Raw genomic sequence first — 16,911 nt, 5'->3', positions numbered from 1 at the left:
TTGTTTCGTGAAGGATTTCTCGGTTTCAGGGCGCGAAGGTCACGTGCTGAGCGATCAGCACGCCGTCGATCACCCGGTCGCCCACGACCGTCACCTTCCGGCCGTTGCGCAGGTCGGACTTGGTTCCGTTCTCGAAGACAGCCCCGTCGGCATCCACCGGCTGGCCACGGACCCTGAAGCTGGCGGGGGGAGTGAACCCGCCGATGGCGCCGATCAGGGTGAAAGAGGCCGGCCCGCCCGTGCCCGGCACATTGCGGATGCGCAGCTTCTTCACCACCAGCACGCCGCCCGACATGAACCCGTCGACCTCGACCTTCACGCCGTTGCCGAGCGAGCCCACGGGGCCGCCGGTGATCTGCGCGTTGGTCGCATCGACCGGCGTGCCCAGCACCTTGAACGAGCCGCGCGAGACGAAGTCGGTGATGACGCCCGCGAGCTGAACTGCCACGCCATCGGCCATCGGAATGGCGTACCACCCCTGGACCTTCGTGGCAGTGAGCACGCCGCCGACCGGCGCCGTGGCGCCCCGGGCTCGCACGACGACGCCATTGGCGAGCGACGATTCATCCAGCCCAGTGAAGACGGCTGTGCTGTAGTTCACCGTCAGCTGGCCAAGCATGAAGGTCTTGCTCGCCTTGACAAGGTTCTGCACCGCGCCTGTGACCAGCGGATCGGTCAGGGTGGGCGAGACCTGGATGCGCGTAGCCCGCAGCGTGCCAGGCGCACCCGGCAGCCCCCAGACCTGGACGGTGTTGCCCGCCTTGACGTCCGACAGGCCATTCGCGTCACCCCAGACCGTGGCCGAGTCGATGCTGACGCTGATGCCCATCACGAGGAAGGTGCCGCCCGGGATGTCGATGTTCGAGACCGTTCCCCGCAGCTCGGCCGCCGACACGACCTGGTTTGCAATGCCGCTGGTGAAGTTGGCGTCGACCTTGCCCGCGACGCGCGCGCTCATGCCGATCTGCAGCTCGGTTGCGTCTTCGATCGTGAAGGTGGCGCTGTCGGTGTCGTAGCGCAGCCCATTGAGGATGATGCTGCCCAGGCCGTCCGCCGCGCCGATGCCTGCGGCATCCGCGGTTACCCCGGTGCCGCCGGACCCCACGCCGGAGCCGTCGGTGTTGCTGTTGCCGGCTGTGCTCGTGCCTCCGTTGGCATCGCCACTCGTGCTGCCCGTGCTGCCTGTGCCGCCCGTCCCGCCGGAATCCCCCGTGGCGCCGGTTCCGGCTCCTCCCGTACCTGTTCCGGAGCCCGTTCCGGTGGAATCGCCCCCGGTGCCCGTCGCCGCGGGCGTGCCGCCCGTGCCGGCCCCGAGGCCCACGACGGAGCCGCCACTGCTTCCGCCGCCTCCGCCCCCGCCGCACGAAAGCAGCAGCGCCATGAAGCAGGCGGACAAGAGTCCGAGCAGGAGCCTGCGAGGTGTCTTCATCGTGCTCATGGCCTGGGCTCTCTTTCTTCTGATGGGGGCGGCGGCGGCGCCGCTGGCGCCCGCTCGGCTCGCTCGTCTTCGTAGTAGGTGTAGATGCCGACCCGGATGCGTCCCTTCGCACCGCCGGGGGCCTCGTCGACCGCCCGTGACATCTCCTGCGCCAGTTCGTGATGCAGCTGCGTCCAGCGCTCGCGCACGAGCCGCTGGATCTGCTCGCATTCCGCAAGCGTGAGCCCGCGCGCATACACCGCGCGCTCGAGCATCCTGGGCTCCTCGCCCAGGGTGTTGGCGACGGCCGCCAGCAGATGGTCGCGGCCGTTGTCGCCCAGGAAGGCCAGCATCGACTGCAGGTCTTCCACCGGCACGAAACCGTCCGTGGTGAGCTCGACCACACCCTTGTCCTCGTCCTCGCTCACCATGTTCAGGCGCACCAACTCGTCGAGGATGGTGCGGTGATGCACGTTGCCGCGGCTGCTCAGGCGCGCGACGGCCTCGAAGGAGGGCGCGTCGTGGCCCGCCGTGATGGGCAGGCGCCGGTACGTGTCATCTTTAGTAAGCATCTGCAACCACAACGTGAAAGTCTTGGCCGCTGCCGACAGTTCGGTATGGGGCAGGGGATCAGTGGTTGCCCTTACCTTGGCGGTGACCGCCTTGCGGTTGAGGCCGGTCGTCACCGAAAGCTGGCTCAAGTTCGGGTTCGGCACGCCCTGGTTGCGCCAACTGCGCTGGGCCTCCTCGATCAGCAGGTCGCGCAGGAGCTCCTCGAGGTGCGGATGCTTGACCCCCATCGCGAGCGCAAGCCTGACCACCGGCCGGAGAATCCGGGCGCAGGCAGCAAGGGTCCAGTCCAGCCGATGTTCCATGGAGTCGAGCGATATTCCCGAAACTGCGGTTCAAAGAGGGGTTGGCGGCACAGGTCGCCAGTTGCGATCTGTTTGCAATTGTCCAGCGCAACAGTATGTATGTGAATGCTTTGGACTACCACTGGCCGATCGGCGGGTGTAAAGAAGCAACACGCCCTACGGCGGCTTCTCCCGGTATGCCTTTGCGCCGAGTTCCCGCTCAGGCCCCCGGGGCCGTCACGGCCGCCGGATCGTGCTGCAGCCGTGGCGGCAGCCGGCCGTCGAGCCAGTCCATGCGCCAGGCCAGCAGCGCCACCGCGCCGACGATGCAGGCCGCAGCCACCGCACCCGCAAGACCATGCCGTTCGCGGTACGGATCGGCCGCGATGCGCTTCGCACCCGGCGGCACGCGCGCGGTCTGCGACAGCATGCCCCCAAGCCGTACGCTGACCTTCATGCGGCCGTTGATGGCCCATCCGCTCGCGTCGAGGATCGGCCCCAGGCTGCGCTGGCGCAGCTTCAGCCAGGCGATCAGCATGCTGGGCCCCGAGATCGCGATCACGATGCCGGCGAGCGCCACCGGTATCCACTGCCCCAGGTCGATGAACTTGCCGAAGATGCCGACCAGCACGGCACTGATGCTGCCCAGCGCCACACCGATCGCGGCCACGGTGCCTACGTCGATCCGGCTGCCGACCGGCGGCACGCCCGGACGGGCAGGGGGCTTCGATGAAGCATCGGCGCTCGCCGCCTGGTCCGCCGTGGCGACCCGGCCCGCCAGCGATTGCAAAGCGCCCTGCGAACCGGCCTCGCTCGCCGCCGCCCGCTTGGCCACCTGCTCCTCGATCAGGCGCACAAACTTCTTGTAGGGCGCGAAGAAGGCTTGCGCGACGCTGGTGGGGTTCTCGATCAGCTTGGTGATGGTGGCGTCCCAGTCGCGGCCCTGGCGGTCGTAGAACACGCCGTTGCGCCCGACGAACAGAAAGTCGACGTCGCCCGCGGTGAAGGCCGCGACGATGCTCATCTTCTGCCCCTGGCGCGTGCAGTCGCAGTAGGCAAGGCAGGTCTTGGCCAGGCCGGCCAGCGTCGCGTGCCGGGCGGTGTCCTGCACCTGCACTGTGAGCTCGCAGCTGCGCCCGTCGAGGTAGAGCGTGCCGGCCTGGAAGATGGCGCCCTCGCGCTGGTAGAAGGCCTTGAACGACACGAAGTTGTGCAGCAGCACCAGCAGGTCGCGCTGCAGGCGCAGCAGCTTCTCGAGGTCGACCAGAAGCCGGTTGTGGTGCTCGGCCGCCTCGTCTTCGGCAATGAGCGAGAGGAGGGCGTCTTGCGTCGCGAGAAGGGCATCGATGCGCTCGCGCGAGAGGTTGGCGAGCGGGTTGGCGGGGCGTGAGGCGATCCATGCTTCGCAGGGCGCGAGCTGGCGGCGCAGCGACTGCCATTGCTCTTCTTCCAGCGCGTCGCCGTGTTCGCCGAGCAGAGGCGTCACCGTGTCGTGCGCGAACACGGCCATCGCTTCGGTCCAGGCCGGGTTCAGGCTCGTCCCGCGCAACGGCAGCGACCGGCTTGGCGTGACCGGCGCCAGCGGCAACTCGGCAATGGGCTGCGCGCCCACGTCCAGCGTGTGACTCGATAGTGCGTCGTAGGCCTCAGGCGATGGGTTCAGTGCCGCCACAGCCTGCACGTCATAGGCAGCGATGCGGCAGCGTGCGAAGAAGTCGTCGATCTTGGCCGCGACCGCGCGCAGAGCCTCGGCGGCAGCCAGCGTGCGATCGCCCAGCGGCAGCAGTACTTCGCCGCCGCCCTCGGCATGCGCGTACCAGTCGCGCACGGCCTTCGCATCGGCCATGAAGGCTTCGGCGCGTGCGCGATCGAGTCCAGGCTTGTTCTCGTGGCGGTCGGGCGTACTGCCGTGGGTGCGCATCGCTTCCTCGATGGTCGAACGCAGCGTGTCGTCGGTGGCGGTGTCGGGCGTGACAACCCCGTCGCCGTTGAAGCGCATGGCCGCCAGCCACTCGCTGCGGTCCGAAATGTCGGCGAGCGTCAGCGTGTTCGAGTCCTTCTTGCCGAGCAGGTCGAGGATGCGCCGGCCTTCCTTCGCCAGATCGGCGCCTGCGGCGCTCCCGTCGTCGAGATCGTCCAGCGACAGCGTGCCGCCACCCGCAAGCAGCGCGTCGGCGCTGCGCAAGCGTTCACAGGCCCACTGGCAGGCCGCGATGACCTCCGGCGGCCGCACGCGACCATCGCCGTCGGTGTCGATCAGGTCGAGCGTGCGAGCGTCGAAATCGATGCCGCGCGTGGGGCAGGCGAGCGCGACCCAGAGTTTCTGGTCGAGCTCGGCGATGTGCTCGATGTCCTCGCCGCTGCGAAACACCACCTGGTCGAGACCGCCGGCCCGGATGAAGAGCCATCGGTGCGTAGTCGATGTGGCGGATGGCGTGCTGGTGCCGGGGACGCCGGCGGGGACTGTGTGGGTGTGGGTGATGGTGGCGGTCGTCACTTGGCTGGAATTCCTGCGGCTTGATGCGCGTGCATGCATGCAGGCAAGGGCAGGCACGCACGCGATTTCTTCGTCTGGACAGCAGGCTAGATCGCGTGGCCCGCGAGGCCTGAGGACAGAGGGCGCGCAGCCATGTCGGTCTATGCCGACATCCATCGACATCGCGCGGCGCCTGAAGCGCCTGAAGCGCCTGAAGCGCGCGGTACCCCCGCGCGAGCCGGGGCCTGCCAGGTCACCAGCCCGCCTCGCCTCCCAGCAGCGCGCGCCGTGCAAGCAGGAAAGTCGCCGCGTTCCAGCTCTGGCCGGCCATGCCCATGGGCGCCAGCGTGCGGCCATGAAACCACTCGGTGAAGCGCCAGTCGTCCAGCGCATTCGCCTGCGCCAGCCTTGCGAGCCCGGACCAGGCCGCTTCGTGCTCGCCCAGCTTCGCGAGCGCCATCACCCAGAAGCCGCCGACGAAGGGCCAGATGCCGCCGTTGTGGTACTGGTGCACGATGTTCTGCCTGTGGCGCCCCATGTAGGCCCGCCACAGGGCGTGCTGGCGCGGCAGCGGATGCAGCACCACCCGCACCGGCCAGGGTTCGCCCGCATGCGCCCGGTCGATGGTGTCGACGATGCGGCGCGCCATGGCCGAATCGGCAAGTCCGCTCTGTATGGCCAGCACGTTGCCGAACACGTCTCCCTCGTCGCCGACCACGGCCAGGTTCACGAAGCTCAGGTACAGCCCCGGATCGCGCCGGCCGCGGCGCGCGTAGTGGCGCAGCAGCCGCGCCCGGTGGTACTCGGGCAGGTCGCGCTGGAACGGATTGAACAGATGGTTGAAGTGGTGCTGCGTCGCCTCCGCGTGGTCCAGCGCAAAGCGGCGCTTGACCTCGTACCAGAGCGCGTTGGTGTAGAGCACATAGCCCGAGCGCGGCATGATGTCGGCCCAGTCGCTGGCCTCGTTCTGCTGCAGCAGCCTGAAGTGCTGGTGCTCCTGCGCCAGCAGCCAGCCAATTGCGCGGGCTGCTTCCTCTTCCCAGCGCGAGGCGCCGACCCTGCCGTGGCGACGCACATGGTCCACGCCGATCAGCCACCACAACGTGGCGTCGATGCAGCCCAGATACCAGAAGTCGGCGTCGCGGCCTTCCGGGTCCACGTACTTGGGAATCTGCCCGTTGGCCGCCTGCTGCGCCGCGAGCGCATCAAGGCTGGCCACGGCGCCTTGTTCCAGCGCGGGCACGCCGCTGCCGCACATGGCCATCACGCAGATCGCGGCGTCGCGTCCGAAGATGCGCGTGTAGCGCCGCGCCACGGCAGCCTCGGTCCGTTCGGCCGCCAGGATGCCGTGCGGCGTCAGGTTGCGCTCCAGAAGCGCCAGGGACGCTTGCGAACAGCTTTCGATCAGCGAGCGCCCGGTGTCGTCGAGGGCGTCGTCAAGGGTCTTGTCCAGGGCGGTCATGAATTCATATCGTGGCTTGGCTCACTTTTTTAATCAACCACCGGTTCGCGCGCGGACGCGGGTGTAGGCAAGGTCCTGCCCGAACTGGCGGCAAATTCCATTGCCGGGTGCATCCGCGCGTGCGAAATCTCCGAGAAAACGGCAAACAGACAAATGGAGACAGGCATGACGGACTTTCCCGGCCGCAGGCACTTCTGGCCATCGACGAGGTAGTAGTTCTACCGCGTCCAGTACGCGATCGGACGGGCAGCTCTCCGACATGGTGAGTCGGCACAGACCTTAACCACACCCTTGCGTGCGCCTGCAAATTGAATCGGGTCAGGCGAGAACGGTCAGCCGAGGTCGATCCTCGATGAGCCCTTTCGCTGGTCTTCAACGAAGGAGCGCTGGTGCCGTCGAATCAAACACGCCAGAACGGGCAAGACGCCTACCTTTTCCGCGAGGGAACCCATTCCCGGCTGTACGACCTGCTGGGCTGCCATCCAGATGCGGGTGGCGGCGCAAGCTTCGCTGTGTGGGCGCCGAACGCGGAGTCGGTCTCGGTGGTCGGCGACTGGAACTACTGGTCCGGCGATGCCGATCCCTTGCAGCCCGACCACGACGGCACCGGCATCTGGAGCGGCCACGTTCCCAATGCCGCGATGGGCCAGACCTACAAGTACCGCATCCGCTCGCGCCACGGCGGGTACACGGTCGACAAGGCCGACCCGGTCGCCTTCGCCGCCGAGTTGCCGCCCGCCACCGCCTCGCGCATCTGCGAGCTTTCGTACCAATGGGGCGATGCGGAATGGATGGCCGATCGCGCCAGGCGCAACGCGCTCGATGCACCGATGTCGGTCTACGAAGTGCACCTGGGCTCCTGGCGCCGCGATGACGGCCACTTTCTGGGTTACCGCGAGATCGCGCACCGGCTCGCGGCCTATGTGCTCGAAATGGGCTTCACTCACGTCGAGCTGATGCCGGTGACCGAGCATCCGTTCTATGGCTCCTGGGGCTACCAGACCACCGGCTACTTCGCGCCCACCGCGCGCTTCGGTTCGCCGCAGGACTTCATGTACCTCGTCGACCACCTGCACCAGCAGGGCATCGGCGTGCTGCTCGACTGGGTTCCTTCGCACTTCCCGACAGACGAGCACGGGCTCGCGTATTTCGACGGCACGCATCTGTACGAGCATGCCGATCCGCGCCAGGGCTTCCACCCGGAGTGGAACTCGAGCATCTTCAACTACGGCCGGCCGGAGGTGCGCAGCTTTCTCGTGTCGTCCGGCCTTTTCTGGCTCGACCTGTACCACGTCGACGGCCTGCGGGTGGACGCGGTGGCGTCGATGCTCTACCTCGACTACGCGCGCGGCCATGGCGGCTGGGTGCCCAACCGGCACGGCGGGCGCGAGAACCTGGAGGCCATCGACTTCCTGCGGACGCTGAACCGAGCCGTCTACCGCGAGCACCCCGACACGCTCACCGTGGCCGAGGAATCGACCGCCTGGCCGCGCGTATCGCGCCCCACCGACATGGACGGCCTGGGCTTCGGCGAGAAATGGAACATGGGCTGGATGCACGACACGCTCGCCTACATGAAGGAAGAGCCGGTGCATCGCAAGTACCACCACCACAGGCTGACCTTCTCGCTGGTCTACGCCTTCCACGAGAACTTCGTGCTGCCGTTCTCGCACGACGAAGTGGTGCACGGCAAGGGCTCGCTGCTGGGCAAGATGCCAGGCGACAACTGGCAGCAGTTCGCCAACCTGCGCGCGCTGTACGGCTTCATGTGGGCGCACCCGGGCAAGAAGCTGCTGTTCATGGGCAGCGAATTCGGCCAGCGCCGCGAGTGGACGCACGACGGCGAGCTCGAATGGTGGGTGAGCGGGCTCGAAGGCCACGCGGGGCTGCAGCGGCTGGTGTCGCAACTCAACCGCGTCTATCGCGCGTCGCCCGCGCTGCACCGGCTTGATTTCTCGTCCGCCGGCTTCGAATGGCTGGCGGCCGACGAGGCCGACCTGAGCGTGTTCGCCTTCCTGCGCAAGGCGGGCGACGGCAGCCCGCCGCTCCTGGCGGTGAGCAACATGACCCCGGTGCCGCGCACCAACTACATGCTGGGCGTGCCGCTGGGCGGGCGCTGGTGCGAGGTGATCAACACCGACGCCACCGAGTTCGGCGGCTCGGGCTGGGGCAATTTCGGGGGCGTCGAGGCGGCGCCCGTGGGTTCCCATGGACGCAGGCAATCGGTGTGCCTCACCCTGCCGCCGCTGTCCACGCTGATCCTGGAGCACCGGCCCTCATGAAGAACATTTTCTCGACCAGGCACGCCGCGACTGCCGCTACTGCGAGCAGCAGCCCCGAGGCGGACATGGGGCACGGCGATGTCCGGGCGGTCATCGACGCGGTGCTCCCCGCCATCGACAACGGCCGCTTCGCCACCAAGTGCGTGGCGGGCGAACGCGTGACGGTGCGCGCCCATTGCTTCACTGACGGCCATGACGTGCTGCGCGTGCAGCTGTGCTGGCGCGCGCACGAACAGCCCGAGTTTCGCGAGGTGCCCATGAAGCCGCTGGGCAACGACGTGTGGGAGGCCGGCTTCTCGCCGCCGTCTGCGGGCCGCTACGTCTACACCGTCGTGGCATGGGTCGATCCCTTCGATTCCTGGCGTCACGAGATGACGCGGCGCGTGGAACTGGCCGACATCCGCGTCGCGGCGCAGGTCGGCGCGCTGGAGATCGCCACCGCCGCCACACGGGCCGAGGGCGAAGATCGCACCGCGCTGCAGCGCTGGGCCACGGAGCTCGACGCGACGGCGGCCAACCCCGGCGCGGACATCGCCGCGCTGAAAGCGCTCGCGCTGGACGAGGAATACGCCGTGCTGGCGCGGCGCCATCCCGACCGCCGCCATGAGGCGCGCCACGCGGTGGAGCTGCCGCTGGTGGCGGAGCGCGAGCGGGCGCGCTTCAGCACCTGGTATGAACTCTTCCCGCGCTCGGCGGGTACCGAGCCCGGCGTGCACGGCACCTTCGCGGACGTGGAGGCGCGCCTGCCAGCCATCGCCGAAATGGGATTCGACGTGCTGTACTTTCCGCCGATCCACCCCATCGGCCGCATCCAGCGCAAGGGCCCCAACAACTCGCTGGAGGCCGGCCCCGGCGACGTGGGCAGCCCCTGGGCCATCGGCGCGGAGGAGGGCGGGCACAAGTCGATCCTGCCGGCGCTCGGCACCGAGGAGGACTTCCGGCGGCTGCTGGCGCGCGCGGCGGAGCACGGGCTGGAGATCGCCCTGGACATCGCCTTCCAGTGCGCGCCCGACCACCCCTACGTGAAGGCGCACCCCGACTGGTTCCGCTGGCGGCCCGACGGCACGGTGCAGTACGCCGAGAACCCGCCGAAGAAGTACCAGGACATCTATCCCTTCAACTTCGAGTGCGAGGGCTGGCGAGCGCTGTGGGCCGAACTCAAGAGCGTGATCGACCACTGGATACGGCAGGGCGTGCGCATCTTCCGCGTGGACAACCCGCACACCAAGGCCTTCCCGTTCTGGGAATGGGCCATCGGCGAGGTCAGGCGCGAGCACCCCGATGCCATCTTCCTCGCCGAGGCCTTCACGCGGCCGAAGGTGATGCACCGGCTCGCGAAGCTGGGCTTCTCGCAGTCGTACACCTACTTCACCTGGCGCACCACGAAGGAGGAACTGCAGGACTACTTCACGGAGCTGTCGACCGAGCCGGGCATCGACTACTTCCGCCCCAACGTGTGGCCCAACACGCCCGACATCCTGCACGAGCAACTGCAGACTGGCGAGCCGGCCGTGTATATGTCGCGGCTGGTGCTGGCCGCCACGCTGGCGGCCAACTACGGCATCTACGGGCCGGCCTACGAGCTTCGCGAGCACCTGCCGCGCAGCCACGGCAGCGAGGAATACCTGGATTCCGAGAAATACCAGCTGCGCCACTGGAACCACGACGACCCCGCCAGCCTCGCGCCCTTCATCGCGCGGGTGAACCGCATCCGCCGCGAGAACCCGGCCCTGCAGTGGGACCGCACGCTGCGCTTCCTGCACATCGACAACCCGCAGCTCATGGCCTACGCCAAGAGCTCGGCCGACGGCGCCAACGTGGTGGTGACGGTGGTCAACCTCGATCCGCACAACGTGCAGGAAGGCTGGGTGGGCCTGGAGCCCGCCAGCGTGGGCGTGAACCCGCCCTCGCGCGCCTTCCAGATGCACGACCTGCTCAGTGGGCAGCGCTTTCTATGGCAGGGCGACTGGCACTACGTGCGGCTGGATCCGCGCAGCGTGCCCGCCCACATCTTCGTGGTCCGCAGGCGCCATGGCGACGAGCGCGACTTCGACTACTTCCTGTGAGGCCGCCCGCACATGAACGCACCCGTCTCCCACATCGCGCTCGAGACCGTAGAGATCGACAACAGCGACGACCCGCTGTGGTATCGCGACGCGGTGATCTACCAGCTCAACGTCAAGGCCTTCTTCGACTCCAACAACGACGGCATGGGCGACTTCAAGGGCGTCACCGCCAAGCTCGACTACGTGAAGGAGCTGGGCGTCAACACCATCTGGCTGATGCCCTTCTACCCATCGCCGCTGCGCGACGATGGCTACGACATCTCCGAGTACGAGGACGTGCACCCGCAGTACGGCACGCTGGACGACTTCCGCGAGATGCTGGCCGAGGCGCACAAGCGCGGCCTGCGGGTGATCACGGAGCTGGTCATCAACCACACCTCCAGCGACCATCCCTGGTTCAAGGCCGCGCGGCTCGCGCCGCCGGGCTCGCCCGAGCGCAATTTCTACGTGTGGAGCGACACCGACCAGATCTACCAGGGCACGCGGATCATCTTCACCGACACCGAGACCTCCAACTGGACCTGGGATCCGATAGCCAAGCAGTACTACTGGCACCGCTTCTTCAGCCACCAGCCCGACCTGAACTTCGACAACCCGGCGGTGATGGAGGCCATCTTCAGGACCATGCGCTTCTGGCTCGACATGGGCGTGGACGGCTTCCGGCTCGACGCCATCCCTTACTTGGTGGAACGCGACGGCACCAGCAACGAGAACCTGCCCGAGACGCACGCGGTGATCAAGCGGCTGCGTGCGGCCATCGACGCGCAGTACAAGAACCGCTTCCTGCTGGCCGAGGCCAACATGTGGCCCGAGGATGTGCGGGAGTACTTCGGCGACGGCGACGAGTGCCACATGGCCTATCACTTCCCGCTGATGCCGCGCATGTACATGGCCATCGCGCAGGAGGACCGCCACCCGATCGTCGAGATCATGGCGCAGACGCCTGACATTCCCGAGGGCTGCCAGTGGGCCATCTTCCTGCGCAACCACGACGAGCTCACGCTGGAGATGGTCACCAGCAAGGAGCGCGACTACATGTACACCATGTACGCGGCCGACATGCGCGCGCGCATCAACCTGGGCATCCGCCGACGCCTCGCGCCGCTGATGGAGAACGACCTCGACCGCGTGAAGCTCATGAACGGCATGCTGCTGTCGATGCCGGGCTCGCCCATCATCTACTACGGCGACGAGATCGGCATGGGTGACAACGTGTTCGTGGGCGACCGCAACGGCGTGCGCACGCCGATGCAGTGGAACCCCGACCGCAACGCCGGCTTCTCGCGCGCCGACCCGCAGCGCCTGTACCTGCAGCCGATCATGGACCCGCTGTACGGCTACGAGGCGCTCAATGTGGAGACGCAGGCGCGCGACAGCAGTTCGCTGCTGAACTGGACCAAGCGCATGCTCGCCGTGCGCAAGACCAGCCACGCTTTCGGCCGGGGCCGGCGCCGCTTCCTCAAGCCCGGCAATCGCAAGATCCTGGCGTACCTGAGCGAGTACGACACCGACGTGATCCTCACCGTGTTCAACCTCTCGCGCGCGGCGCAGCCGGTGGAGCTGGACCTGTCGGAGTTCAAGGGCTTCGTGCCCATCGAGATGCTGGGGCGCTCGCCGTTCCCGCCCATCGGCGAGCTGCCGTACCTGCTCACGCTGGCCTCGTACGGCTTCTACTGGTTCAAGCTCACGGCCGAGGCCGATGCGCCCAGTTGGCACCAGGAAGGCGTGGCGCTGCAGGAATGGCCCACGCTGGTGCTGTTCGACGGCTGGACCAGCTTCTTCCGCGACCGCGTGATGCCGTGGCGCATCGGCATGTCGGAGCGCATGCGCAACCAGTTCGAGCTGGAGACGCTGCCGCGCCACATCGAGATCCAGCGCTGGTACGCCTCCAAGGGCACGACCATCCAGCGCGCGCGGCTGGCCGACCACGCCGTGTGGGAAGTGAACGGCCTGAGCTGGCTGATGCCGCTGCTCGAACTCGATGGTCCGCCCGGCGGCGCCACTTATTTCATGCCGCTCGCACTCGCCTGGGAGGAGCGCGACGAGGAGCGCATGGCCGGCGTCGCGCAGGCCGCGCTCGCCAAGGTGCGCCAGCAGGCGCAGGTCGGCCTGATGGGCGATGCCTTCTACGACGAGGCCTTCTGCCGCGAGCTGGTGCGCGGCATCGGCCGGGGAGGGGAGCTGCCTACGGCGAGCGGCAGGCTGGTCTTCAGGCCTACGGCCGCTTTCGCCGAGACCATGGCGGACATCGACGCGCTGCCCGTCGGGCGTCCGAGCGGCGTGAGCAGCAACACGGTGGTGACGCTCGGCGAGACGCTCTTCCTCAAGGGCTACCGCCACCTGCACGAGGGCATCAACCCAGAGCTGGAAATGGGCCGCTTCCTCACCGAGGTGGCGCGCTACCCGCACTGCGTGCCGGTGCTCGGCGCGCTCGAGTACATGGCAGCCGACGGCCGCACGATGACGCTCGCGATGGTGCAGAGCTACGTGGCCAACCAGGGCGACGGCTGGGACTACACGCTCGGCTACCTGGAGCGCTTCCTGCGCGACGTGGCCACATCGGACGGCGAGGCGCCGGAGGTGGCGGCAGTGCACGGCGGTTTTCTCGCACTGATGGCCACGCTGGGCCGTCGCACCGCCGAGCTGCACGAGGCGCTGGCCGCCCGCACCGGCTCGGCGGCCTTCGACCCGGAGCCGCTGACGGCCGCCGATGCCACCGGCTTCAAGGCACGGGCCATGGCCGACGCGGCCGCCACGCTGGAACTTCTGCGCGAACGCTTCGAGCTGCTGCCGCCCGCCGCGCAGACCGATGCGCGCACGCTGCTGGATGCCGGCGCCACGCTGCGCGCCAGCATCGAGGCCAGGCGCCCGGCCGAAGGCGGCGGCATCCGCAGCCGCTACCACGGCGACTACCACCTCGGCCAGGTGCTGGTGAAAGACAACGACTTCGTCATCATCGACTTCGAGGGCGAGCCCGCGCGCAGCTTCGAGGAGCGCCGCATGAAGGGCTCGCCGTTGCGCGACGTGGCGGGCATGCTGCGTTCCTTCAACTACGCGCGCTGGTCGGCGCTGCGCCGCGTGGCCCAGAGCCCGCAGGAGGCCGAACGCCTCGCCGGCCCGGCCATCGCCTGGGAGCAGGCCACGCGCGATGCCTTCCTGGCCGGCTACGGCCTGGCGCTGGATGGCGAGCTTCTTGCTCTCTTCGAGCTGGAAAAGGCGCTCTACGAACTGCGCTACGAACTCGGCAACCGTCTCGACTGGGTGCAGGTGCCCCTGCACGGCGTGCTCGGGCTGGTGCGGCCGGGACGCAGCTGAACCCGGGGCCAACCTGGCGAAATCAAGGGAACTCCACCATGGAAAACTTCGGCATTCACCTGGAGCCGCTGCGCGCCATCCTCTACCAGGTCGGCGCCTTCATTCCCCGGCTGCTGGTTGCGCTGGTGGTCGTGTTCGTCGGCTGGCTCGTGGCCAAGGCGGTGCGCTTCGCCGTGACGAAGGCGCTGCGCGCCGTCAACTTCAACGTGCTGACCGAGCGCGCCGGCCTCGACAACTTCCTGCGCCAAGGCGGACTGGCGGGCGACACCAGCAGCCTGTTCGGCGTGCTGGCGTACTGGCTGGTGATCCTGGCGTCGCTGCTGATCGCCTTCAACGGCATGGGGCTGAGCTACATCGCCGACCTGCTGGGGCGCATCGTGTGGTTCGTGCCCAACGTGTTCGTGGCGCTGCTGGTGCTGGCCTTCGGCTCGTATTTCGCGCGCTTCGTGGGCGACGCGGTGGCCAGCTACTTCCGGGGCGTGAAGATGCAGGACGCCGCGCTCTTCGCCAAGGCCGCGCAGTACGCAGTGATGGCCTTCGTGATCCTGATCGCGCTCGACCAGGTGAAGGTGGGCGGCGACATCGTGCGCGAGAGCTTCCTGGTGATCCTCGCGGGCGCGGTCTTCGCGCTGGCACTGGCTTTCGGGCTCGCGGGCAAGGACTGGGCGAAATCATGCATCGAGCGCTGGTGGCCGCGCGAGGCCAGGGAGGGCAGGCCGGCGCCGCCGATATCGCCTCCACCGCCTCCGCCGTCGCCGCATCCTTCTTCCGTCGTCGCCGGCACGGGACCGCACCCGCGCCACGACAGCGACCGTCCACCGCGCTGAACGCGGCATCTCGTTCCAACCCACTGCCATCGGATGACATCAAAGAACGCCAACCCCGTAATCACCGCCGTCTGGCCCGGCCAGCCTTACCCGCGCGGCGCCACCTGGGACGGGGAGGGCGTCAACTTCGCGCTCTTCTCGCAGCACGCCGAGAAGGTCGAGCTGTGCCTCTTCGACGACCGCGGCCGCCAGGAACTGCAGCGCATTGCGCTGCGCGACCGCACCGACGGCGTATGGCACTGCTACCTGCCCGAGGCGCGCCCCGGCCAGGCCTACGGCTACCGTGTGCACGGCCCCTACAAGCCCGAGGAGGGCCATCGCTTCAATCCTCACAAGCTGCTGCTCGATCCGTACGCGAAAGACCTGGTGGGCGAGCTGCGCTGGGGCGACGCGCTCTACGGCTACACAGTCGGCGGCAAGCGCGAAGACCTGTCGTTCGACCGCCGCGACAGCGCGCCGCTCATGCCCAAGGGCCGGGTGCTCGAAACCGCCTTCACCTGGGGCGACGACCGCCGCCCGATGATCCCGTGGCAGGACATGGTGATCTGCGAGATGCATGTGCGCGGCTTCACCATGACGCACCCCGACGTGCCGCCCGCGCTGCGCGGCACCTACGCGGCACTGGGCTGCGCGCCGGTGGTCGACTACCTCAGGCGCCTGGGCGTCACCACCGTCGAGCTGCTGCCGGTGCACGGCTTCCTCAACGACCGCCACCTGTCGGAGCGCGGCCTGCGCAACTACTGGGGCTACAACACGCTGGCCTTCTTCGCGCCCGAAATGCGCTACAGCGCCTCGGGCAAGGTGAAGGAGTTCAAGACCATGGTGAAGACGCTGCACTCGGCGGGCATCGAGGTGATCCTCGACGTGGTCTACAACCACACCTGCGAAGGCAACCAGCTCGGGCCCACGCTCTCGATGCGCGGCGTGGACAACGCCTCGTACTACATCGTCAATGGCGACAACCGGCGCTACTACGACGACTTCACCGGCTGCGGCAACACCGTCAACCTGGAGCATCCGCACGCGCTTCAGCTGGTGATGGATTCGCTGCGCTACTGGACCGAGGAAATGCACGTGGACGGCTTCCGCTTCGACCTGGCCTCGGCGCTGGCGCGCGAGTCGGGCAAGGTGGAGAACCTCGGCGGCTTCTTCGACGCCATCGGCCAGGACCCGACGCTCAACCGCGTGAAGCTCATCGCCGAGCCCTGGGACCTGGGGCATGGCGGCTACCAGGTCGGCAACTTTCCCCCGGCTGGGCCGAATGGAACGACCGCTATCGCGACGGCCTGCGAGGCTTCTGGAAGGGCGACGGCGGCCTCGTCGGCGAGCTGGCCCGGCGCGTCACCGGCTCGGAGGATCTCTATGGCTGGTCGGGCAAGCGGCCTACCGCCAGCATCAACTTCGTGACCGCGCACGACGGCTTCACCCTGCACGACCTGGTGTCGTACAACGACAAGCACAACGAGGCCAACGGCGAAGACAACCGCGACGGCAGCAGCAACAACATCTCCTGGAACTGCGGGGCGGAAGGCCCCACCGAAGACCCGGAGGTGTTGGCCCTGCGCGAGCGCCAGAAGCGCAACCTGCTGGCCACGCTGCTGCTGTCGCAGGGCGTGCCCATGCTGCTGGCGGGCGACGAGCGCGGCCACACGCAGCAAGGCAACAACAACGTCTACTGCCAGGACAACGAACTCGGCTGGCTCGACTGGACGCCCACGCCCGAGCGGCTGGCGCTCGTGACCTTCGTCGAGCGGATGGTTGCGCTGCGCCGCGCGCATCCCTCGTTCCGGCGCCGCAGCTTCTTCGCGGGCCGGCCGGCGGAGGTGGAGACGGTGACCGACGTGCACTGGCTCAGGCCCGACGGCGCCGAGATGCGGCCCGAGGACTGGAACGACGCCAACGCACGCTGCATCGCGATGTACATCCCCGGTGGCGGCATCGTCGACCGGGGCCCGCGCGGCGAGGCGCAGCACGACGACGACTTCATCGTGCTGTTCAACGCCCACCACGACGAGATCGCCTTCACACTGCCGGCGGCGCCGCACGGCGCGTGGCGGTTGCTGGTCGACACCGCGAACACCGCGCCGCCGCTGACCACCGAGGACGCGGCCGCGCGTGCGCCGGCATGGAGCGAGCCCGCCTATCCGCTGCAATGCCGCTCGCTCGTGGTGTTGAGCCGGCCGGACGTGCGGCCATGACCATGAAACAGCAC

Annotated in this window: 8 protein-coding genes and 1 pseudogene; 5 read left to right on the top strand and 4 right to left on the bottom strand. The window is 68.2% G+C overall.

Annotated features, from left to right (window positions below):
• Nucleotides 1-25 precede the first annotated feature (25 nt).
• From AC1VNX_RS17380 to AC1VNX_RS17365, 4 genes are all read right to left on the bottom strand, one after another.
• On the bottom strand, nt 26-1,438 hold the full coding sequence (locus tag AC1VNX_RS17380) for a DUF5666 domain-containing protein (protein ID WP_483157814.1): 1,413 nt from the start codon (nt 1,436-1,438) through the stop codon (nt 26-28).
• A complete protein-coding gene (locus tag AC1VNX_RS17375; protein ID WP_483157813.1) occupies nt 1,435-2,292 on the bottom strand; it encodes a DUF6502 family protein in 858 nt (285 codons plus the stop codon). Before AC1VNX_RS17375 ends, AC1VNX_RS17380 begins: the two co-directional genes overlap by 4 nt.
• A 199-nt stretch (nt 2,293-2,491) precedes the next feature.
• On the bottom strand, nt 2,492-4,807 hold the full coding sequence (locus AC1VNX_RS17370) for a hypothetical protein (protein ID WP_483161973.1): 2,316 nt from the start codon (nt 4,805-4,807) through the stop codon (nt 2,492-2,494).
• Between the two features lie 193 nt (nt 4,808-5,000).
• On the bottom strand, nt 5,001-6,209 hold the full coding sequence (locus tag AC1VNX_RS17365; RefSeq protein WP_483157812.1) for a glycoside hydrolase 100 family protein: 1,209 nt from the start codon (nt 6,207-6,209) through the stop codon (nt 5,001-5,003).
• A 389-nt stretch (nt 6,210-6,598) separates the two neighbouring features.
• Here AC1VNX_RS17365 and glgB point away from each other — a divergent pair, with 389 nt between their 5' ends.
• The 5 genes and pseudogenes from glgB (at nt 6,599) to glgX (ending at nt 16,897) form a co-directional block, all read left to right on the top strand.
• A complete protein-coding gene (gene glgB / locus AC1VNX_RS17360; protein ID WP_483157811.1) occupies nt 6,599-8,491 on the top strand; it encodes a 1,4-alpha-glucan branching protein GlgB in 1,893 nt (630 codons plus the stop codon).
• Entirely contained in the window at nt 8,488-10,557 is a 2,070-nt protein-coding gene (locus AC1VNX_RS17355) for an alpha-1,4-glucan--maltose-1-phosphate maltosyltransferase (RefSeq protein ID WP_483157810.1), read from the top strand. The genes glgB and AC1VNX_RS17355 overlap by 4 nt, the downstream gene beginning before the upstream one ends.
• A gap of 12 nt (nt 10,558-10,569) precedes the next feature.
• Nucleotides 10,570-13,872 (top strand): maltose alpha-D-glucosyltransferase, encoded by a 3,303-nt coding sequence (treS, locus tag AC1VNX_RS17350; RefSeq protein WP_483157809.1) that lies wholly within the window; start codon nt 10,570-10,572, stop codon nt 13,870-13,872.
• A gap of 38 nt (nt 13,873-13,910) precedes the next feature.
• Complete coding sequence (locus AC1VNX_RS17345) at nt 13,911-14,699, top strand: mechanosensitive ion channel family protein (protein WP_483157808.1); 789 nt, start codon at nt 13,911-13,913, stop codon at nt 14,697-14,699.
• Nucleotides 14,700-14,732: 33 nt separating this feature from the next.
• Nucleotides 14,733-16,897: pseudogene (gene glgX, locus AC1VNX_RS17340) on the top strand (glycogen debranching protein GlgX).
• The last annotated feature ends 14 nt before the right edge of the window (nt 16,898-16,911 follow it).

The sequence above is a fragment of the Variovorax sp. TLI9-5A genome (genome assembly GCF_056867935.1).
This window is presented reverse-complemented; position numbering and strand designations above follow the sequence as displayed.